The 17577-nt window shown below is 37.9% G+C and carries 29 protein-coding genes; 1 reads left to right on the forward strand and 28 read right to left on the reverse strand.

The annotated features are described in order from the left end of the window. Positions 1-3 precede the first annotated feature (3 nt). The 19 genes from FC32_RS04930 to FC32_RS05025 all read right to left on the reverse strand — a co-directional run bounded on the left by FC32_RS04930 (position 4) and on the right by FC32_RS05025 (position 12705). Complete coding sequence (locus tag FC32_RS04930; protein ID WP_025087462.1) at positions 4-522, reverse strand: phage major tail protein, TP901-1 family; 519 nt, start codon at positions 520-522, stop codon at positions 4-6. A 2-nt stretch (positions 523-524) separates the two neighbouring features. Continuing rightward, positions 525-917 (reverse strand): hypothetical protein, encoded by a 393-nt coding sequence (locus FC32_RS04935; protein ID WP_025087463.1) that lies wholly within the window; start codon positions 915-917, stop codon positions 525-527. Beyond that, a complete protein-coding gene (locus tag FC32_RS04940; RefSeq protein WP_025087464.1) occupies positions 914-1276 on the reverse strand; it encodes an HK97-gp10 family putative phage morphogenesis protein in 363 nt (120 codons plus the stop codon). Before FC32_RS04940 ends, FC32_RS04935 begins: the two co-directional genes overlap by 4 nt. Beyond that, positions 1273-1578, reverse strand: coding sequence for a hypothetical protein (locus tag FC32_RS04945; RefSeq protein WP_025087465.1), 306 nt, complete (start codon positions 1576-1578; stop codon positions 1273-1275). The genes FC32_RS04940 and FC32_RS04945 overlap by 4 nt, the downstream gene beginning before the upstream one ends. Further along, positions 1578-1907, reverse strand: a complete 330-nt coding sequence (locus tag FC32_RS04950) for a phage head-tail connector protein (RefSeq protein WP_025087466.1) — start codon at positions 1905-1907, stop codon at positions 1578-1580. The genes FC32_RS04945 and FC32_RS04950 overlap by 1 nt, the downstream gene beginning before the upstream one ends. A gap of 10 nt (positions 1908-1917) precedes the next feature. Further along, complete coding sequence (locus FC32_RS04955) at positions 1918-2748, reverse strand: phage major capsid protein (protein WP_025087467.1); 831 nt, start codon at positions 2746-2748, stop codon at positions 1918-1920. Between the two features lie 2 nt (positions 2749-2750). After that, positions 2751-3359 carry a DUF4355 domain-containing protein gene (locus FC32_RS04960; protein WP_025087468.1) on the reverse strand — a complete coding sequence of 203 codons (609 nt, stop codon included), beginning with the start codon at positions 3357-3359 and terminating at the stop codon, positions 2751-2753. 340 nt (positions 3360-3699) lie between these two features. Then, positions 3700-3897 carry a hypothetical protein gene (locus FC32_RS04970; RefSeq protein ID WP_025087470.1) on the reverse strand — a complete coding sequence of 66 codons (198 nt, stop codon included), beginning with the start codon at positions 3895-3897 and terminating at the stop codon, positions 3700-3702. Next, complete coding sequence (locus FC32_RS04975; protein WP_025087471.1) at positions 3894-5597, reverse strand: structural protein; 1704 nt, start codon at positions 5595-5597, stop codon at positions 3894-3896. The genes FC32_RS04970 and FC32_RS04975 overlap by 4 nt, the downstream gene beginning before the upstream one ends. Then, positions 5581-6990, reverse strand: coding sequence for a phage portal protein (locus FC32_RS04980; protein WP_051533660.1), 1410 nt, complete (start codon positions 6988-6990; stop codon positions 5581-5583). The genes FC32_RS04975 and FC32_RS04980 overlap by 17 nt, the downstream gene beginning before the upstream one ends. 14 nt (positions 6991-7004) lie before the next feature. Further along, positions 7005-8261 (reverse strand): PBSX family phage terminase large subunit, encoded by a 1257-nt coding sequence (locus FC32_RS04985; RefSeq protein WP_025087473.1) that lies wholly within the window; start codon positions 8259-8261, stop codon positions 7005-7007. Continuing rightward, complete coding sequence (locus tag FC32_RS04990; protein WP_025087474.1) at positions 8254-8673, reverse strand: terminase small subunit; 420 nt, start codon at positions 8671-8673, stop codon at positions 8254-8256. The genes FC32_RS04985 and FC32_RS04990 overlap by 8 nt, the downstream gene beginning before the upstream one ends. A gap of 186 nt (positions 8674-8859) precedes the next feature. Further along, the gene (locus FC32_RS04995; RefSeq protein ID WP_035459942.1) at positions 8860-9366 is read right to left on the reverse strand and encodes a hypothetical protein; all 507 of its coding nucleotides are present in this window, start codon (positions 9364-9366) and stop codon (positions 8860-8862) included. 133 nt (positions 9367-9499) lie between these two features. Further along, entirely contained in the window at positions 9500-10039 is a 540-nt protein-coding gene (locus tag FC32_RS05000) for a hypothetical protein (protein WP_025087476.1), read from the reverse strand. Between the two features lie 418 nt (positions 10040-10457). After that, positions 10458-10805 carry a type II toxin-antitoxin system PemK/MazF family toxin gene (locus FC32_RS05005; RefSeq protein ID WP_025087477.1) on the reverse strand — a complete coding sequence of 116 codons (348 nt, stop codon included), beginning with the start codon at positions 10803-10805 and terminating at the stop codon, positions 10458-10460. A gap of 64 nt (positions 10806-10869) precedes the next feature. After that, entirely contained in the window at positions 10870-11118 is a 249-nt protein-coding gene (locus FC32_RS05010) for an AbrB/MazE/SpoVT family DNA-binding domain-containing protein (RefSeq protein WP_056957302.1), read from the reverse strand. A 135-nt stretch (positions 11119-11253) separates the two neighbouring features. Next, positions 11254-11718: an ArpU family phage packaging/lysis transcriptional regulator gene (locus tag FC32_RS05015; RefSeq protein WP_025087478.1), complete on the reverse strand. Its 465-nt coding sequence runs from the start codon at positions 11716-11718 to the stop codon at positions 11254-11256. Positions 11719-11795: 77 nt separating this feature from the next. Further along, positions 11796-12020 (reverse strand): hypothetical protein, encoded by a 225-nt coding sequence (locus FC32_RS05020; protein WP_025087479.1) that lies wholly within the window; start codon positions 12018-12020, stop codon positions 11796-11798. Between the two features lie 484 nt (positions 12021-12504). Further along, a complete protein-coding gene (locus FC32_RS05025; protein ID WP_338033176.1) occupies positions 12505-12705 on the reverse strand; it encodes a helix-turn-helix domain-containing protein in 201 nt (66 codons plus the stop codon). A 108-nt stretch (positions 12706-12813) separates the two neighbouring features. Between FC32_RS05025 and FC32_RS10790 the strand changes: the two genes are divergently transcribed. Further along, positions 12814-12957 carry a hypothetical protein gene (locus FC32_RS10790; protein ID WP_169816520.1) on the forward strand — a complete coding sequence of 48 codons (144 nt, stop codon included), beginning with the start codon at positions 12814-12816 and terminating at the stop codon, positions 12955-12957. Here FC32_RS10790 and FC32_RS10540 read toward each other — a convergent pair. From FC32_RS10540 to FC32_RS05065, 9 genes are all read right to left on the reverse strand, one after another. Next, entirely contained in the window at positions 12938-13108 is a 171-nt protein-coding gene (locus tag FC32_RS10540) for a hypothetical protein (protein WP_155891475.1), read from the reverse strand. The genes FC32_RS10790 and FC32_RS10540 overlap by 20 nt on opposite strands. 6 nt (positions 13109-13114) lie before the next feature. Then, complete coding sequence (locus FC32_RS05030; protein WP_202812954.1) at positions 13115-13384, reverse strand: hypothetical protein; 270 nt, start codon at positions 13382-13384, stop codon at positions 13115-13117. Next, a complete protein-coding gene (locus FC32_RS05035; RefSeq protein ID WP_025087482.1) occupies positions 13371-13604 on the reverse strand; it encodes a hypothetical protein in 234 nt (77 codons plus the stop codon). The genes FC32_RS05030 and FC32_RS05035 overlap by 14 nt, the downstream gene beginning before the upstream one ends. Before the next feature lie 4 nt (positions 13605-13608). Further along, entirely contained in the window at positions 13609-14415 is an 807-nt protein-coding gene (locus FC32_RS05040; protein ID WP_025087483.1) for an ATP-binding protein, read from the reverse strand. Next, entirely contained in the window at positions 14412-15143 is a 732-nt protein-coding gene (locus FC32_RS05045; RefSeq protein ID WP_025087484.1) for a DnaD domain protein, read from the reverse strand. The genes FC32_RS05040 and FC32_RS05045 overlap by 4 nt, the downstream gene beginning before the upstream one ends. 68 nt (positions 15144-15211) lie before the next feature. After that, complete coding sequence (locus FC32_RS05050; RefSeq protein ID WP_155891477.1) at positions 15212-15352, reverse strand: hypothetical protein; 141 nt, start codon at positions 15350-15352, stop codon at positions 15212-15214. A gap of 82 nt (positions 15353-15434) precedes the next feature. Beyond that, positions 15435-16250: a PD-(D/E)XK nuclease-like domain-containing protein gene (locus tag FC32_RS05055; RefSeq protein WP_025087486.1), complete on the reverse strand. Its 816-nt coding sequence runs from the start codon at positions 16248-16250 to the stop codon at positions 15435-15437. Beyond that, complete coding sequence (locus FC32_RS05060) at positions 16243-17217, reverse strand: recombinase RecT (protein ID WP_025087487.1); 975 nt, start codon at positions 17215-17217, stop codon at positions 16243-16245. Before FC32_RS05060 ends, FC32_RS05055 begins: the two co-directional genes overlap by 8 nt. Beyond that, the gene (locus FC32_RS05065; protein ID WP_025087488.1) at positions 17218-17481 is read right to left on the reverse strand and encodes a hypothetical protein; all 264 of its coding nucleotides are present in this window, start codon (positions 17479-17481) and stop codon (positions 17218-17220) included. Positions 17482-17577 lie beyond the last annotated feature (96 nt).

The raw sequence follows: 17577 nt of genomic DNA on the forward strand, positions 1-17577 counted from the left end.
CTATTAAGCTTCTGTTGCTGGATTTGTATCAGCAAATGCGTATTGAATAGCCGATTGTTGTTCTTCTGTCAGAGTTGCTTCTCCTTCGACAGGTAACTGGTCAACATTCATTGTTGTTTTGATCTCAGTCAATTTACCGATCTCAGAAGGCACTTCCCACGATTGCAAATATCCGCGAGCATATTGTGCTCCGTATTTGTTATCACTACGTTTATCTGCTAAATTGATGTCCCATACTTCAAGCATTTTAGAACTCATAACTGCACCACGTAACATTTCATTTACTTCATCCAAGCTTGCGATCGCTTCAATTTCTAAAGTAGCGGAAGCAGTTGCTGGTGAGTTAATGTTTCCGTCTTTTGTTTCAGTCGAGTCTGACTTAGCTTCAAACTTCCAGCTATGCTTAGTTTGTAAAGCTAACTTAGTAGCTCCCTTTGATGTTCGTTCATCAAACAGACGGAAAGCTAAAATGTGATCTTTACCGTAAACCGGTACGGCGCCGTTTGTTTTTGTTTGTGCCATAATTAACAGCCTCCTAAATATTCAAATTCGATTTCAATTACAATATGCCAAAGCGTCTGAGCACTGGAATTATCAAGTAACGTCCTTGTATTACTTGATACATATCCAACGCTATAAATATCTGCTTGGCGTAGCTTTTTTGCTTCATTGACTAGCTTTTGACTCATATCTGTCAGGGCTCGTCTATCGTCATGCTCACCATACAAGTGGATCGACAGACGGTTTTTACCTGCTAAAACATTTGATTTTACTTCTAACGGATTTCCAAACTGTTCTCCGAAATATACAAATGGATAACTAACTTCTGGTGGCAAATAAGGATATGTGTCAAATCCTAGTGCCAATGATGTTTTAAATAGCTCATCATAAATAGCTTGATTAGGTTCTTTACTCATGTCTTATCACGCACCAATCTATTCATGTCGGCAATGAATTTATCTTCAGTATTGTACAAAGCAGGACGCAAGTGCGGAGTCCCAGCTTGATAACGTGTGCCATATTCTTGATAAGGATCATATTCAGCATCACCAGTCACAACGGCCGTATACACAAAGCCATACATAGTAAAACTTAAATTGATATGTCTCTTCAAAAAACCAGTATCTACAGGTGCATAACTTTGGGCTAATTGCTGCATTCCCGCCCCGTGTTTTCTGACTACATCAGCAACCTCTTTACCTAAACTGACATTTTTAGACAAGAATTGAACAAAGTTCTCGTCCATATCTACTGAAACACTGACCCCAGCACTCATGAGCTGTCACCCCTTACTACAATGACTTGACGACGATTCACGATGTTTTCACGTACAAAAAAATACTTACGATCATTGACCAAACAATAATCATAAGTATCTGTATATCTTCGTTTAAGGTGTATCAAAATATCGCTTGTCTTTAAATCGCCAAATACCAATACTGATTTACTTAAGCTCGGTGAACTAACATGACATCGACGCTTAGTTTTCATGAGCTCTCCACCCACAATTTTACCTGCATCAGGATCATAATGCTTATTTGCCTTCACAACAAAGATCACTGTGTCTGTATATCTCATCAGTACATCATGAACCTCCTTTTCCCACTATCATTGCGCATTAGCCATTCTTGAATGTCACTTTCAAACGGTGCAAGGTCATCAGTCTCATAGGTAGCACTTACATCTGATTCACTAGCAGTCTTTTTACCTTCATCGTTTACACGATTAAAGCGCGCGATGGATGCTTCAACTACGATATACTGCAATTCAACAGGGACTTCATCTAAGCCACCTAATTTAGACTTTAACCTTGATTTGATAACTTCGATGATATTTACGATCAGCATATCATCTTCTCTAGAATCATCAAATCCTAAAATACGTCTAACCGTTGCTTCAACATCCATGAATGTTCACCTACTTATCTGCAGTCTCAGCTTGTACTGTTCCAACTACGATCTTAGTATCATCATACAAATATGCTGCGTAATGTTGATCAGCTGTCATAATTGTGATCTTCTTAGTAATATCGCGATCAGTTTCGACTTGAATATCACGCTTACGGATCAATTTCAATGCTGGTGATGTATTGTCGGCCTTAATAAATAGAGCTTCAGTATCTTTCAATTTCTTAGAGCGAATGATCTGCACCCCTAAGACGTCAAAATACGTCCCCTTGATAAGAGCATTGGCGATCGTATCTGAGCCAGCATGATTTTTAACCGCATCCATACGGATCTTTGCTGCAGTTGCTGGTGAAACGAATAACACAACTTGCTTATCATCTTCATCTGAAAATACATCTAAACCGTCTTGAACACCGGATACAGTTGGTGCAAAGGTAACTTTTTGTTTACCCTTCTTAGCTTCCGTCAAAAGATCATCATCAATCTTATTTGCGATCGCAAGCCCTAATTGGCGCGTTGACTCTTTCAAAGGTTCACCTTCACCCGATAATAGTGCTTCATCTGTGATCTGCGTACCTTTAGCAGCCTTTTTTACTTTAACGGATGCACTCTTGGTCCCGAGTTTATCTAACGGGATAGGTTGTCCTTCGCCAATGTCTTGTGCGTCTCCGATGTAAGTAAACTTAGGCATGCTCAATGTATCACCCGGTTTACCTTTCAAACTATCATCTGTTTTGGCGATCGGTGTGAAACGCAATGCCTTTTCAAGTGAATAGTGTACCATTGGCCCTAAAACTTCAGGATCGATCATATCCGCCATTTGTGTGATTGTATCTGCCATGATTATTTTCCTCCTGTCAATACTTTAAATTGTTCTGGATCATCTTTTTTTAGTTGAGCGATCTCTCGCATACTCAACTCGTCAATATTTGAAACTGATTTAGCCGATTTGGAAATCCCTACATTTTTAGGGGTACTACCTGCCATAACTTCATTAACAGCTTTTTCTCGTACTTTTTTAGCAAACTCTGTCAGCATTTCAACGTTTGACTTAGTTGTTTCTGCATCGTCAGTTACAACTAAAGCTAGCTCTTCATCTGTGATCGTAACGCCACTTTCATCAAACATCTTACGTGCCACTGTCTGCATCTCCAACCTAGCTAATCTAGCTTCTGCATCTTGTGCACGCTTATTGGCTTTTTCAAGCTCATAATTGCGCTTTTGTTCAGTATTCATCTTAGCCATCTTAGTAGCTTCTGATTTTGCTGCATCGATCTTTTCTTGTTGTTCACGCATCGCTCGGTCCATACGTTTTCGCATAATTTCATTTACTTCGCTTTGCGTGTACATCTTCTCTTCTTTTGCTGGTTGTTCTTCTACTGCTTCGACTTGTGCACTAGTTTCTTCAGCGTCGGAAACATCTTCAGCAAAATATTTTAAATCTAACTTCATAACGACACCTCATTTAAAGTCTGGTAGACTATATACTCACGATCGTTCTTTAACGCCTGCGATCCCGGAAAAAAGGCAAAATAAAAAGCATCCAACTTACGCTGAATGCTACTTAAATATTTTCTTGTTATACAATACATCCCTTAGGAGCTTTTAATTCAATTCTTTTATTAGTTAACAAAGCTTCAATAAGCTTCTCACGCAATTCTTCTTCAGTCACAGACATATACATTAGCGGAAGGGGTTCATGAAGTTTTTCAAAATATAGATCCAAAAGCTCAGATAGTCTTTTTCGCTTTAAAAAGTATCTTTTTATCATCCTATTTTCTCAATTCTTTAGTTACACAATATGTCCCTTAGGGATTTTCAACTTATACTTCTTGTTTTCAACTAATGCTTTAATTAGAATTTCCCTCAATTCACTATCAGTTACACACATCTGAGCTATTGGCAGTCTTTCGCCGAATTGATCAATGTAGACTCTCAAAAGTTCCCATGTAGTCTTTCTTTCCAGTAAAATTTTTTTGAATGCTTTCATTTCAACACCTCTTTGATGATTTTTTCGATAATCATCGTGCTTTTAGGGGCAATTACTTTTTGAAATTCATACGCTTCTGGATTATTTATTGCAGTCGATACTGTCTCAGCAAAAAACTCACTAGCTATCTTTCCTTTCGTATCATAATACCCCGGAGCATGTCCATAACTTAATATTACTCCAGTTATTCCAGAATAAATGTCTGCTATATTACCTGTTTTGGTTATATTTTCTTTCGAAAAAAGTCCATTGTCAAGTGATATACTAAAAGTTTTGCTTTCTCTGCGAGTATTCTTCAAATTCGGATAGTGTATCGAAAGATATTTCTCAACACCTTCCACTACTTCCTTTCGCAATGTATCTTCCAACTTGAATTCATCTTTCGTTGAAACATTTTTCAAACTATTATCAATTGCATGTGCAAACTCGTGATAAACCAAATCATATTCTTTTTGTATACTTGATTTTGCAAAAGCCACATCTCTCAGATATATTTTTTTATCCATAGGATCATAAGAATTATTCGCCACATCTTTAGAAATATTGGCAATCTCAACCTTATCCTTATACATCGCAAAAATCTTCTGATACTGTTCTGGTGCTTTAGACAATCTGTAAGCATATTCCTTAGCTCGTTTCTCACCTAATGCTTGGACGTTTTTATCTGAAACAAACCTCTTTACGATCGTATCAATATCACTTGGGTAATCATGAAAGACCTCTTTGGGCTCATTTTTTTCTTTCTTACCAAACCATTTTTCAAATATCCCTGGAGCAAGATTTTCTTTGTCTACCCAGTAAGCAGCTTTACTACAACGACATCTCGGATGCTTAGGTATCATCGATGCGTCCATAACTGGATATACACCGATACCATATTCAGTGCTTCGTTCAGCCATCTCTTTGCAATATTTGCATGCAGTTGGTTCGGCTATCCACTTACAGAACTTAAATCCATTAGCTCTAAACGATCGCATAGTTGCTTCATCTTGCACACGGGCAGCCTCTGTGATGACCAATCTTTCGATAACACTCGTGGCATTCTTTACTTCCTGTGCTACATTCTTTCGTAACATAGATACTAACTGTGTTGGATTAGTTCCTTGGATCATCGCACGGCTTATCAAAGCGTCTAGTTTCGTTTTTAACACTGTTTGATTTATCCATAGTCTATCTGACCATGTAGCACCTTGAAAGCTAGCAGACGCTACCACACGAGCTTTTTTAGCAACTTCTTGGCTTTTATGTTTACTCAAGATCCCTGACTGTCTTTTTACTTCATCAAGATATGCTGTATTTAAATACTCATCCAGCTCTTTTTGCTCTTTATTTGTTACTTTGACTAATTCTAGACCGACTTGAGCCTTTAGATATTCCAAGCGATTTATCTTCATCGTTGCGTTGTAGATCTTCAGTTGCTTATTTGCATTGGCACTGAAGTCCCTGCTCTCTACTAAACGCTTTGCTTCTCTCTCAAATGCTTTTACATCAAATTTATCAACTTTACGGATCGCTTCACTCATAGATAAACCATTATCAAGCGCATATTTGCTATAAAATGAGTTGACTTGTTTTTCGATGTCGCCGATCAAAACTTGATAGCGCTCTGCCATCTTGTCCAAGTAGCTTTGATCTTTCTTGATGCGACTAGATATCCATTCTTTTTCACGCTGTTCCCAATAATCATTCTTTTCTTTCATCGCTTTCTACTTCCTTGAACTGATAATTGGCTGGATTAGTTTCGATAGCATTGGTTACCGTATCTTTTTCTTCTTCACGCATTGCATCGATCTCTGCTTGTGGATCATCAACTAAGCTTGGAATAGCTTTTAATTGGGTTTGCTTCGATACGATTCCTTCTAGCGTCTTGGCAACTGTAGCTTCAAGCTGAACATTTTTCGGCAGATTACGTGTAAAGTTGAATACCAAATCGTTAACTGGATCGCTATTAGTCCCGATCATCTTTTCCTTGACCTTGCCTAATAAGCCCTTCTTGATACCTTCAACACTAAAGACAATTTGATACATCTGTCTTAATGAGATGATAAATTTTCGCTCTTTGACTGCTGCCAATGATCGCATGCCTTGCATTTTGAGTTCGATCGAATATCCTGATTGATCACTTCCAGTTGCATTGACGTCATCTAAATTAGTGACCATCGTTGTCTGAAATAAATTACGAACCAATCTATCAAGTAAATGCTCTTGCGTTCCATCACCGCTAGGACGTTCCAAGAATTTCGCATCACTATCCCCTGCAGAAACTGCAATAACGCGCTTATCTGCCATATTCTCTAAAACTTCTTCGTCCAGTTCCCCGCCTTTGAAGAACAAATATGCGTCTGCGATCGCGTCACTATCATTTGCTTTTTGACTCATAGCTTTATTGATAGCATTCATGATCGACACCGTTGATTTATCATATAGCGGTAAACGTTCATCATTTTCCATGAACTCTATCGCTGGGACTGCTTTAAGTACGTTTGCTTCTTGATCGATATACTTAAAATCATCATCGAATCCCTTTACTTCAGTAGCTGAGTAAACTTGTCCGCTAAGGTTATCGTCTTTATCTTTACTGTAACGAACAAAATATAGTGGATCATGTGCTACCGTATCATCATAGATGATAAAAGAATTAGCTGGTAGCGAGATCGTAACTCTTAACCTTGCTTGTTCGTCCATGAATAAAAACATGTACGCACGTCCGTATAAACTGCAAGCCTTAGCAATATCACTGATTTTATCCGGGACTGAATTTAAGGTATTGAATGTTTGCAACTGATCATTTTGCTTATCGTCTTTCAGACTGATCTGCGGAGCGATGCCAGCAAAAAAGCCATTGAACACATTCACCAGATACTTAGCATAGTTGATAGCTATACGATTATCTGGTTTATTCAACGGCTTCTTATCTTCTTTTTCGATGTCATATACTCCACGGTACATGTTTAACTGTTTTTTGTAATTTGCACTCAAACTCTCGTTATAATCGATAAAAGCTTTTAGCGACTCACTATCTAACTCTTCTTCCCTTGGAAAGATAAACATGTCACTTGCACCTATCATGCCTTTTCCGTCAATTCCACTCATCAAACATCACTTCCTTAAATTGAAATATCGTATACTTTGATCTTAGGCGTTGCTTGACCGTTGATCTCTTCGACTGCATAACGGATAGCATCAATACAGTGGTCATAACTATCTACTGGCTTATTGATATATTCGTTAGTCGCCTTGTCTTTTTGATACGTATAGTTTTCTAACTCTTCTATGAGCTTGACACAACGATCGTCAACAACTAACTCATATTGTTGTAAGAAACTGATACCTTGAATAACAGAGTCCGGACCTTTTTTAGCCGGTCTTATCCGATCTATCCCATCACGCTTCAACTCTGCGATCGATTTTTGTTCAGCAGCATCTGCAGTGATCACTTCTTTTGAGTAACCCATCTGTTTTATAACTCGAGCTATCTCGTTATTCAGCAAACCTTTTTTTGTGTACTCTTCAAGCACATATAAACGCTTATTTTTCTGATCGACTTTAACATGTATAAATGCACTTGGGTCATTCACAAAACCAAAATCAAGCCCAAAATAACTAGGTATATCAACAAGATCTGTTGCGTGTAGTCTTTGTTTTTGGAAAACAGGAAAGACTAATTTATCTAAAGTTGCAAACTCTCCAAGCGTATAGATCTTATAATAAGCCGGGTTTGTCTTCTTTAGATTTTCGATCGTACGGATATTTTCTTCATCAAGGAACCGATTATCTTTGTAAGTAGAATGATAGACTGCAACGCGGGTTGTATCAATTTCAGCTTGCGGATCAAACCATTGCTTATAAGTCCAATTAACTTTACTAACAGGGTTAAACATCACAAACAATTGTCGCTTCTTGTGCTTAGGTTCACGCAAACGTAAAGTTAACTGGGTAAAATCATCCAAGGTAAACTCACTTGCTTCTTCCATGACTACATCGGATAAGCCTTTGATCGATTTGATTTTTTCAGGATCGTCCATCCCTTTGAATAAAAAAACTGCCTTATTTGGCAGCGTGATAGTGCGATCTGAATTATTTACCTTACATAATGCCAGTAACTGCCACCTGCTCAAGCAATCGAGCACATCAGCAAAGATGGAGTCCTTTAATGTACGATCGACTTTGCGTAGCCACAATACCTTACGTGGATAGCGCCAATTCAATAATGATTTAAGAACTACTTTCTGTACAACTCCATGCGACTTACCGCTAGAAGCACCACCATACCAAACTTCAATAAATTTAGAATAGTCTTGTAAGTTGTCATAGATCTGTTTGTTAAATACTTTGCTTGGCTCAGGAAAGTTCAAGTTAATCATCGTCCCACTCTCCTATACCCACATTGATATTTAAATCACCAGATACTTCTTTCTTGTCGGTCCATGCACCGTAACGTTTACCAATGAGTTCCATTGCCCTGATTTGATCACTAGTTTTTGGCTTTACTAAAATAACATCACCTTGGTTAGTGACAACTTCTTCCGTACCTTCAGCTCTTGCTATTTCTGATAAGCGTTGCATGACTTCTTTCATATCCATAATTTTTTCATCTTCGATCTGTTTCAAACGCTCGTTGATGTAATTTGAAATTCCACCATTTTCCACCATTTTTGTAGCAGCATTTTTAGCCGTTTTTTCTGCATATCCAGCTTTAATAGCTGATTGATACGCATTACCAGACTTAATATACTCATCAGCGAACGCCTTTTGCTTAGGTGTTAGCTTCTTCACTTCATATCACCCACCTCCAATTTGAAATTTGCTTAAATTACTTCTTCTTGTCGTCTTTCTTGCTAGTCTCACGATCAAGCTTATTGATCAAATATTCTTCCAAGCCACAGCTCACAAGACCAGCATTTTTTGTTTGCTTCATATTGCTCCTTTCTGCAAAATAAAAAGCCAGTCCATAAAGACTGACTAATTTATATTTATCTTCTCACGTACTAAATCTGACACATTTTCTAACACATCTTCTCTTAAATTTAAACATTTTTCCTTATATTTTTCTTCAGCACTCATAGCAGCAATCTTTTGTCCGTCTACAAAAAACTTCCAAGTATACATCTTTTGAATAGAACGCATTTCTGTACTAATTTTTTCAAGTTTTTTATAAAAATCTTCATCCCAAAATGGGCGATTTTTCTGCAAAAATATCCAATATTCAAGTTGAGCGTCAAAAGCCATAGTATACCTTTGCTTAATAAACTTTTCTCGTTCTGGCTCATCAATAGGTAAAGTATCAAATGTTGGAAATAACGCCGAAGTATATGTTAAAGCTGGGACAATTTTTTTCATAAGATTCTTGTAGTTATCATGTTCATCATCATATTCTTTCTTCTTTTTATAGGATCCTAGTTCAAATTTTGTCCCCAAAAATGCACCTATTGCACTAGCGATTGAGCTCATAATTAAGTTCATGATCATATTTACACCTCACAAAATTTACCAACTATTTTATTTTTTTAATAACATAAATAAATATTCCTAATATTACAAATAATGTTAAACACGCAGTTAATAATATTACAAAAAGCGAGGCACTACTAAGCATGATAAATCACTCCCTTAGTTCGTGTTCAATTTCTTTCTGCATCTCTATAAATTCTTCTTTATTTTGCTCGTAATCTGTCATTTTTAATTGTAGTAAAGTTTGAGGGCTACTACTATATCCCGTAAAATCCTCTTTTAAGCTACTTGCAATATATGCTATATACATTACTAACTTAGCTTGACGGGTATTACCTCTGTACATACTTGATGTATATAAAGATAACAACTTAACTGTTTTGTCCGACCCATATATAAAAGTATCATGAATCAACTTATTATATCTTTCCACAGAACCCTTACTATCGATCCCATACATTTTTTTCATATATTCGAGATCTACCAACAAATTAGTCCATACAGATAAAATTTCTAATTGCTGTTTACCACCTAACTCTTTAAAATATGACTCTACTTGTAACTCTTTAGCATTCTTGTGTTTCATGTTCTCCATCATAATTTCAGAAATATGTTTTGGGAGACCCTTAACAACAATTACTAAAATTGTCATAACTACAACTAATACTACATTTAAAATTTGAAAAAACATATCAATCCACCTCGCATACTAATATACACCAAAATCAGTAGCTTAGCGACTCACTTCTAACTAAGGTCTAGGTTGGAATTGCACCAACACATAATCACTTGATAGACCATTTTGCTCGCTTCGGTCAGTTGCGAGCTGGACTTATCGCGCCCACACGCTGAACTTGTTTAGCGACGCTTCAGCACGTCATGTTGTACAATTAATTATTCTCAAAGTAAAATAATCAAACTCATGTCCCAGCTTTGGAACACTATCATAGTAGCACAGTGTAGGTATCGTTTGTGTACGATATTTGTACACTCTATGTCCAATTTTTTAAACCTTTTCTGTTTACGGCAACAAAAAAAGACGATATACTAAGGATAACCATTCCAGTATATCGCCAAGCTATTAGCCTTACTACTTGCTGATAGCTTTTTTATTTGTATCCGAGAATTGCTTGGATACGATAGTCTACTTCTTCAGGAATTTCTACTTTTTCAAGTCGCTTATAATTCCTGTGCAAGACATCCATTGTCGTCAGCTGGTCGCATAATAACGTCCCCTTAGTTACCGAACCCGGATATACCGAAGCCCAATCAATCGCCAACGGATATTCTCTTTTTGATGAAGTGAACGGCACGGCCCAAACAAATGGACTGACTTCATTCAAAAGTTTTTCACTGACGACTAACCAAGGCCTCTTTCCTTTTTGCTCGTTGCTTTCGTAAGGTTTCGGATCATTGGAAACTAAAATGATGTCTCCACGCTCTAAAATCTCCTTCATACTCCAGCTCCTTTGTTAAAATTTTCGTGTTACAACGCTACTTTAATCCACTCGCACGAATATCTTAATAAAGTTCTTCTCCTACTGCTCCACCCTTATCAACAATTTCAAAAGGATAGTCAGATCTAGTTCCACTATAATCCTTAAACAACTTATCCAACGCTTTTTCTTTTTTTATTTCAGGCGTTAGAACCAACTTTTTATTTTCTACTTCAACATTGAACGATTCATAATTTTCTCCGAGTTCCGCCAACAAGCTTTTTGGTAGACGGATCGCTTTTGAATTGCCCCATTGTCTTACACTTATTATCATGTTAGCACCTCCGAATTTTTTCGACTAACTCCAAACATAGACAGTAATCTCCTTTAGTTGATACTCACATATTTAGCATACACTATGTATATACCATGTGTAAACAAAAAAGCCCGAATAAATCGAGCTTTAATATCATTTATAAACATGTAGGTCTTTCCACCAAAGGCAGCAAGTCTCAAACGCATCAGCAAACTCATTCTCTGCTTTACGTTTCTTTTGCTGATAACGCGATCGCTCGCACCCGAGCACTTCACACATACTCCATGCGTCTTTATTGTCTGCATACACACCGATCAAGATCCGTCTGCTTTCGTCACTAATCACATTGATAGCCTTACCAACGCTTGCTAGCGTCTGTTGCGCATAGATACGCTTGTCCATTTTTTCTTCTGCCCGGTTTCCAAAGGAAGGCGATCGTGGTTCATCTGACATCACTGGTGATTTTATGTAGCCACCGTTCACACCAGCCCATCTAATCAACTTTGGATAATCTTGCTTGAAAAAATTGCGCACTTTTGCTGCTGTCTCGATTGTATCGACTTCCATTCTGTCAAATTGTAGTTGAAATTCTTGTGCCTTTTTTAAATCAAGTTCCATTAGACCGCTCTCCCTTATGTTATAATGAGTTGTTGAATTTTATTGGGAGAGCGTGGTGTCTGGTCACTGCGCTTTTTTTATTTATGACCACCTAGCCCCTTTAAAAGCTTTTTCAATGTAGCTTGTTCGCCAGCTTTCCAGCCCAATTCATATTGTTCCTTAAATTTCTTAGCCAATTCATCTTCTAGATTGCTTAGCACCTTTCTGCTTTTCTCCGGGTGTCTACCGTAATAGTAAGCGTCATTGACTTCTTTTTTGATCGGCATCATTAAGCCACTCACAATTTGCTCGATTTGGTCCATATTCTCTTGTCTCCTTATTTTTTATTTATTGTCTAGACAAATGGCTCGAACCGCTTAGGCGTCCTTTACGGGGCTGTAATTTAGTTCTTGTGAAGTCTTGATCCAGAATTGTGAGTATCTAAACGATCAATAGATTCACTGCAAGCCTGTGATTATGCAATAGCCCATTATTTTTAAGTCATCAAAGCCGACTTGTAAAACTTTGACAACAACGATCGGCAGTACTTATTCAGCAACTACCGAACTATACTAATTTATATCGTTAAAAACCATTTTTGGATAATAGACATCTAATTCCAATTGATATAATCCAAAAAACGCCGATTTTGCGATTATACTATCTAAATTCATCACTATATATTTAAAAAATACCGTTTTCGTCATTTTTCATCATGAGCAAATGCGATTACGCTCATAAATAACATGAATGCAATCAACATCAGCCACTTAACTACGATCATCGCATCACACACCTTTTTTAATTTCATTTTCCGTTCTCCGTTTCTCTGAAATAATCCAAACTGACGTTCAAAGCGTCAGCTATTTTGCACATGTTTTTGAATGACGGTTCAGTGCCGTTCTTGTAATTCTGCAAAGTAGTTGCACTGATACCAGTGTTTTTAGCGAGTCTGTACATTGAGATGTTTTGTTCCACTAACTCTTTTTTGATTTTTAACCACAACATATAGTGCCTTCTCCTTGATCAATACTAAATATAGTATTATATTAGTTGTATCAGATATGCAGCCTCCTAAAACTCATATTTGAAATTCGCAGAAAGGAGATATTTTTTATGACAAAATCTTCAAGTCGTAAAACGACATCGCGTAAGGTTGCGACTAAAGCATCCAAAGCCTTAAAAAGTGGACATACTAGTAAGCTCACCAAATCTCTTGCGGGTAGTGCTTTAGCACAAGCTAAATCTCGCAAAAAATAATATAGTCAGTATTTACTAGATAGGTCACACCTTTTTCGGTAATTCGCACAAACGAGTTATCTGGAAAAGGTGTTTTTTTATCGTCAATTTGCTCAACCAAGCAATTAACAAAAGTTGTTTCATCTGCCATTGTGATAGTTTTATACATCATTCGTTATCACTCTCCTGTCCAATATTTCGGTGGGTCATCAAGATCCCAGTGCTCCATAAATGCTTTAAGCAATACATTCTCGTATTCAACTAACCATTTAGCAGCATTCTCAGATGAGACGATGTCAGACTTCTTAGTATTGACTAGCTTCTGACATTCTCTAAAAGCTTCATCAGCGCTCAATTGTAGCTGGTGATGCATTAGATGCCTTAGTTCAATTTTGACGTCCAACAGCATCGGCTCGGCTGGTCGCTTTATTGGTTTAAACTCCTTCAACAATACGATCCACCTCCTTCATTTCCGGGCTAAATGCTAGTTCGGGATAGACACCTACACGTCTGATTACTTTGTACGGTGATCCTAATTGACTAGCGCTTACTTCTTGTCCTGTTGATAAATACGGCATTTCGTTGTGCTGTTTGTTGTAGAAATAGCACTTGTCGTCGATCTCATAGATGACAGCACTCATGCTTTCCCAAATGCCTTGTACTTTCAAATTTCTATACCTCTCTTACATCTTTCATGTCGTTAAATAAAATTCTGTGATCCTTATTTTTCGTCACTAATCGACTGATGATTTTGGGATCGTACATCTGTACAAAATGCTTATCCACATTGTTAGTCGTGATAATCGTTGTTTTCTTTCCCTGAAAACGTCCATTCGCTACTTGATAAAGATAGTTCTGCAAATCTCGTCTTACTGGTTTGAGATCACTGATGATTCCACCTTCAGTACCAAAATCATCAAGCAATAAGACATCAACTTCAGTAAGTGCACGTTTCAGATCGTCAAGTTTTTCTTTTGTCTTTTGATACGTGTATTGATCAGCTAACAAAGATGATAGTTCAGCAGTCGAAACGACCATAATAGACTTACCAGACTCTTCATGTATCTTTGTCAACATTGCGATCGCTAGGCTGGTTTTGCCAGTCCCAGACTTACCGTACATAGTCACATTAAAGCTATCCGTAAGTAATTCAGTAGCTAGCGTATATGCTTGTTTTGCTATAGCATGCGCTGCTTGAGGGTTACTTTGTCTGTTTACATCCCAATCCGAAAACTTGAACTTGATCTCTTCACCACCAGACCAAATAGAATTGCGGTAACAAAACTTTGACTTTAACCGTTGCTGATCTTTTCTCCATTTTTCATTCAATGCTAGTTCGTTATTTTTATGAAATTCTGAAAACTCTTCTCGTGTTAAGTTCAGTAGTCGTTTTCCTTCTTCGGTTTTCATGCGTTCGATCAATTCAGAAATGTTAAATCCTGGAATGTTACGCTTAGCAAATTCTTCTGCACTGCTCATTCATACCACTCCACTTCATTTGATGCGTTATTTCGTCTGTTACTCCAATTATTTTGTCGTTGTCGCTTTTTATCTTTATATAACTTCTCTGCTTCAACCGCTTGCTCAACAGTTGTGATCCCTGCATCCTCGTAGCCATCTAAAATTTTCTGTAAGAAAGAGAAATTAGGATGACTAGCTTGCACGCTCATTATGTCGATAGCATGACAAACTAGATCGTTGCCTAAACGTTGAACGTAGTCCGTTAGCATCGGTGTTGTCTTGCCGTTAAGCGTTGCTCCTGATAGCTGATAAGCCACAAATGCGTTAGTTTCGTCTAGCTGCTTACTACTACAACTATTATTCAGTTCTTGGTTAGATAAGTACTTGGTTAAGTCAGTACTTGGTAGTGTGTCGTTTTCCTGCATAGGCTTTTCCTGTGTAGGATTTTCCAACATAGGTTTTTCCGACAAAACCCAATCTGATGTAGTAACCTGACCTTTATCATTTCGATCTCTTGCTCGTCTTAAATATCCTCTAGTTTCAAGCTCTTTCAACGCACTACGCAAACTGTCTCGCCCGTCTTTTGCGTGCTTGGCAACTTCAACTTCATAGAATTGCCAATCGTCTGACTTGCTCCAAAGATACAAGAACACACCCTTAGCTTTCCAAGAAAGTTCTGTATCTTCAATCACCGTATTATCAACGATCGTAAACCCTTTTTGACGTAGCTTTTTAATGCGTGCCATTGATTGTACCTCCTCAAATTAATCGGGCTTCCCACCCGCCCGGCAGTTTAGCTTACTGGCTCGTGTTGTTAAATCTTGCTTTTGAGCTTGTAATTGTTATATTGCTCGTCTGCTTCGCAAAATACTCGTTCTAGTTGTGCAGGTTCTAAATTCATATCATTAGCCATTAACAAGATCTGAGATACTAACGTCACTTCTTCATCTGTCATATCTTTACTCTGTTGTTCGTCTGTTAAGTTGTATAGACGCCCTGCCAGTCTCAATATTTTTAATGCGTTCATATAATCACCTCTAAAAAATTTCAATATCACAAGCATCGACTGGTAGATCAATCATCTTAGTTGCTCGACAGTATGCGCATCTATTGCATCTGATTGGTTCTTCTTCGCCTCTGATAACACCTTGGATATGCTCTTGATTTTCTTCGATCATGCGCATTGCATCTTGCATACGCATTAAAGATCGATCGCTAGTAAATTTAATCGCTAATTTATCTGGTGGATCTTGCTTACTTACTGCGAACATGAACGGTTGACATTCAGCATTAAATGTCTGCTCGATCAGTTCGCTATATACAGCCATTTGCATAAAATACCCACGATCAGCGATGAAATTTTCGTATTGTCTGCTATCTTCCCGCCAATGCTTTTTATGGATATCATCAACAGTTTTTAGATCACAGAAATAAAGATTTTCAAGGCTCAAGCTGTCAATTTTACCTTTCCACGGATAGCCATAGATGTTGCCAGTGACGATAGCTTCTTTTTGCCCCGGTCCATAAAGACCAGTAAATCGTGATTGCTGTTCAAGCGCTTTGATCATTACGTCAGCTCTTCGATAATCGCTTCTAAGGTTTCCTTGCTTCGTTACCATCTTCTTACCTTTTGTATCGAGGAACTTCTGATGCGCTTCTTTACTTTCAAAATAGCTGTGTACGTAATTTCCAACTAGCAGCGCTGTCGTTTCTTCTTCCTTCCACTCACCTTTCATTTTGGCGAGTGCATAGGCTTCGCATTTCATAAAGTCTTTGAATAGCGACACACTCATATAGTGTTGACTAGCTTCTGAACTGTAGTAGTTTTCTTGTGTTAATTCAAACTTACTCATTTACAAGCTCACCCCAATGGTTCAACAGCTCGGTTTGTTCTTCATCTGGCGTTTCATCAGGTACTGTTTTGATGATCTCATTCACATCGTCAGTCTTTTCTGTAGCTGGTTCTTTCTTCTCTTTTTCCACCGCTTTTACTGGTATAGACTTATTTGCTTTTTTAGGAGCTGTTTTAGCCGTCGTTTGCTCTGATTGTGTATTTTCCTTAGGAACTTCTTTAACGCTCTCCTGTGGCAACTCTGATACCTGATTGAATAGATCTTCAGCTTGTTTGTCTTTTGTAGTTTCGTCAGCTTCGATATTTACAGGATCTGGATCTGCTTCATCTTTTGATGCTGCCACCGCCATTTGAGTTGACATAGGGCCCCACTTTGTAAGCAGGTCTTTAAGCACTGTTTTCTTAGCCATAGCATCAAAGTCAGACTTCCAAGGTGAATTGCCCCCAGCTTTTGAAAAACGCTGTCTATGAACTTCTATTTGCTCTTTAGTCCAGTACACTGTTTTCTCAAATCCATTTAATAGTTTGAAATATCCAATGTAGCCAATAACTGTATCTGATACTTTTTTCATTGGATCAAACACCACTTCTTCAGTAAGTGGATTCCAGCTTATGAGCTCTCCTTCGTGCACAGCAACAGCATTCATCGCTCTGTATTGACCACTTCGTTGCGCCAACTGAATATAACCCTTATATCCGATCTGTGCTTGCGCTTTGCCTTTATATGGTACAAGCCACACATAGCCCAAGTTTTGGTCGATTGGTAGATCTAACGTTGCGGCGACCATCGCTGATTGGATCACCGACATTTGATCTACATTTGCTAGTGATCGATTGCTATTTACAATACTTACGATCGATGTTGCAAATTGCGGGGCACGTTCATGTAATACATTTGCGATCATGCCTTTTACTTTATCATTTTGTACCAATTGTTTAACTGGGACCTTTGCTAGTTGAGTATTCATCTATTTTTCCTCCCTGATAGCATCAAATTGAGCTAAATACCCCTTTGCGCATTCAAACGCATCTTCGTCATCTTCTGCATTGATAATACTGTGTAGCGTTTCTGTGAGCTCGCTTGTCGCATAGTCAATCACGTCAGCTTTTGTTTGATTTCTCGACTCTGTAGCATCTTTATTTGTGATGACGTATAATTGCTCGTCATCTAAACGATCGCAACAATTTAGATTGTTGTACGTTTCGATCTCGTCGATTGCATCAAATCTCATCTTCGTATCTCCTTAAATTTGTGTTATAATCTAACTGAAATATTTTTTATTTAGGGTCGCACTGCCATGCGACTCTTTTTTTACGGCTCGAAAAAA

Origin of the sequence: Ligilactobacillus apodemi DSM 16634 = JCM 16172, from assembly GCF_001434405.1 — a bacterium.
In the GTDB taxonomy this organism is placed as follows: Bacteria; Bacillota; Bacilli; order Lactobacillales; family Lactobacillaceae; genus Ligilactobacillus; species Ligilactobacillus apodemi.

What these genes read in the sequence shown, in the direction of transcription:
- FC32_RS04930 (WP_025087462.1), bottom strand. Translation starts at nt 522, where the DNA reads ATGGCACAAACAAAAACAAACGGCGCCGTACCGGTTTACGGTAAAGAT.
- FC32_RS04935 (WP_025087463.1), bottom strand. Translation starts at nt 917, where the DNA reads ATGAGTAAAGAACCTAATCAAGCTATTTATGATGAGCTATTTAAAACA.
- FC32_RS04940 (WP_025087464.1), bottom strand. Translation starts at nt 1,276, where the DNA reads ATGAGTGCTGGGGTCAGTGTTTCAGTAGATATGGACGAGAACTTTGTT.
- FC32_RS04945 (WP_025087465.1), bottom strand. Translation starts at nt 1,578, where the DNA reads ATGAGATATACAGACACAGTGATCTTTGTTGTGAAGGCAAATAAGCAT.
- FC32_RS04950 (WP_025087466.1), bottom strand. Translation starts at nt 1,907, where the DNA reads ATGGATGTTGAAGCAACGGTTAGACGTATTTTAGGATTTGATGATTCT.
- FC32_RS04955 (WP_025087467.1), bottom strand. Translation starts at nt 2,748, where the DNA reads ATGGCAGATACAATCACACAAATGGCGGATATGATCGATCCTGAAGTT.
- FC32_RS04960 (WP_025087468.1), bottom strand. Translation starts at nt 3,359, where the DNA reads ATGAAGTTAGATTTAAAATATTTTGCTGAAGATGTTTCCGACGCTGAA.
- FC32_RS04970 (WP_025087470.1), bottom strand. Translation starts at nt 3,897, where the DNA reads ATGAAAGCATTCAAAAAAATTTTACTGGAAAGAAAGACTACATGGGAA.
- FC32_RS04975 (WP_025087471.1), bottom strand. Translation starts at nt 5,597, where the DNA reads ATGAAAGAAAAGAATGATTATTGGGAACAGCGTGAAAAAGAATGGATA.
- FC32_RS04980 (WP_051533660.1), bottom strand. Translation starts at nt 6,990, where the DNA reads ATGAGTGGAATTGACGGAAAAGGCATGATAGGTGCAAGTGACATGTTT.
- FC32_RS04985 (WP_025087473.1), bottom strand. Translation starts at nt 8,261, where the DNA reads ATGATTAACTTGAACTTTCCTGAGCCAAGCAAAGTATTTAACAAACAG.
- FC32_RS04995 (WP_035459942.1), bottom strand. Translation starts at nt 9,366, where the DNA reads ATGATCATGAACTTAATTATGAGCTCAATCGCTAGTGCAATAGGTGCA.
- FC32_RS05000 (WP_025087476.1), bottom strand. Translation starts at nt 10,039, where the DNA reads ATGTTTTTTCAAATTTTAAATGTAGTATTAGTTGTAGTTATGACAATT.
- FC32_RS05005 (WP_025087477.1), bottom strand. Translation starts at nt 10,805, where the DNA reads ATGAAGGAGATTTTAGAGCGTGGAGACATCATTTTAGTTTCCAATGAT.
- FC32_RS05010 (WP_056957302.1), bottom strand. Translation starts at nt 11,118, where the DNA reads ATGATAATAAGTGTAAGACAATGGGGCAATTCAAAAGCGATCCGTCTA.
- FC32_RS05015 (WP_025087478.1), bottom strand. Translation starts at nt 11,718, where the DNA reads ATGGAACTTGATTTAAAAAAGGCACAAGAATTTCAACTACAATTTGAC.
- FC32_RS05020 (WP_025087479.1), bottom strand. Translation starts at nt 12,020, where the DNA reads ATGGACCAAATCGAGCAAATTGTGAGTGGCTTAATGATGCCGATCAAA.
- FC32_RS05025 (WP_338033176.1), bottom strand. Translation starts at nt 12,705, where the DNA reads ATGTTGTGGTTAAAAATCAAAAAAGAGTTAGTGGAACAAAACATCTCA.
- FC32_RS10790 (WP_169816520.1), top strand. Translation starts at nt 12,814, where the DNA reads ATGACAAAATCTTCAAGTCGTAAAACGACATCGCGTAAGGTTGCGACT.
- FC32_RS10540 (WP_155891475.1), bottom strand. Translation starts at nt 13,108, where the DNA reads ATGATGTATAAAACTATCACAATGGCAGATGAAACAACTTTTGTTAAT.
- FC32_RS05040 (WP_025087483.1), bottom strand. Translation starts at nt 14,415, where the DNA reads ATGAGCAGTGCAGAAGAATTTGCTAAGCGTAACATTCCAGGATTTAAC.
- FC32_RS05045 (WP_025087484.1), bottom strand. Translation starts at nt 15,143, where the DNA reads ATGGCACGCATTAAAAAGCTACGTCAAAAAGGGTTTACGATCGTTGAT.
- FC32_RS05050 (WP_155891477.1), bottom strand. Translation starts at nt 15,352, where the DNA reads ATGACAGATGAAGAAGTGACGTTAGTATCTCAGATCTTGTTAATGGCT.
- FC32_RS05055 (WP_025087486.1), bottom strand. Translation starts at nt 16,250, where the DNA reads ATGAGTAAGTTTGAATTAACACAAGAAAACTACTACAGTTCAGAAGCT.
- FC32_RS05060 (WP_025087487.1), bottom strand. Translation starts at nt 17,217, where the DNA reads ATGAATACTCAACTAGCAAAGGTCCCAGTTAAACAATTGGTACAAAAT.
- FC32_RS05065 (WP_025087488.1), bottom strand. Translation starts at nt 17,481, where the DNA reads ATGAGATTTGATGCAATCGACGAGATCGAAACGTACAACAATCTAAAT.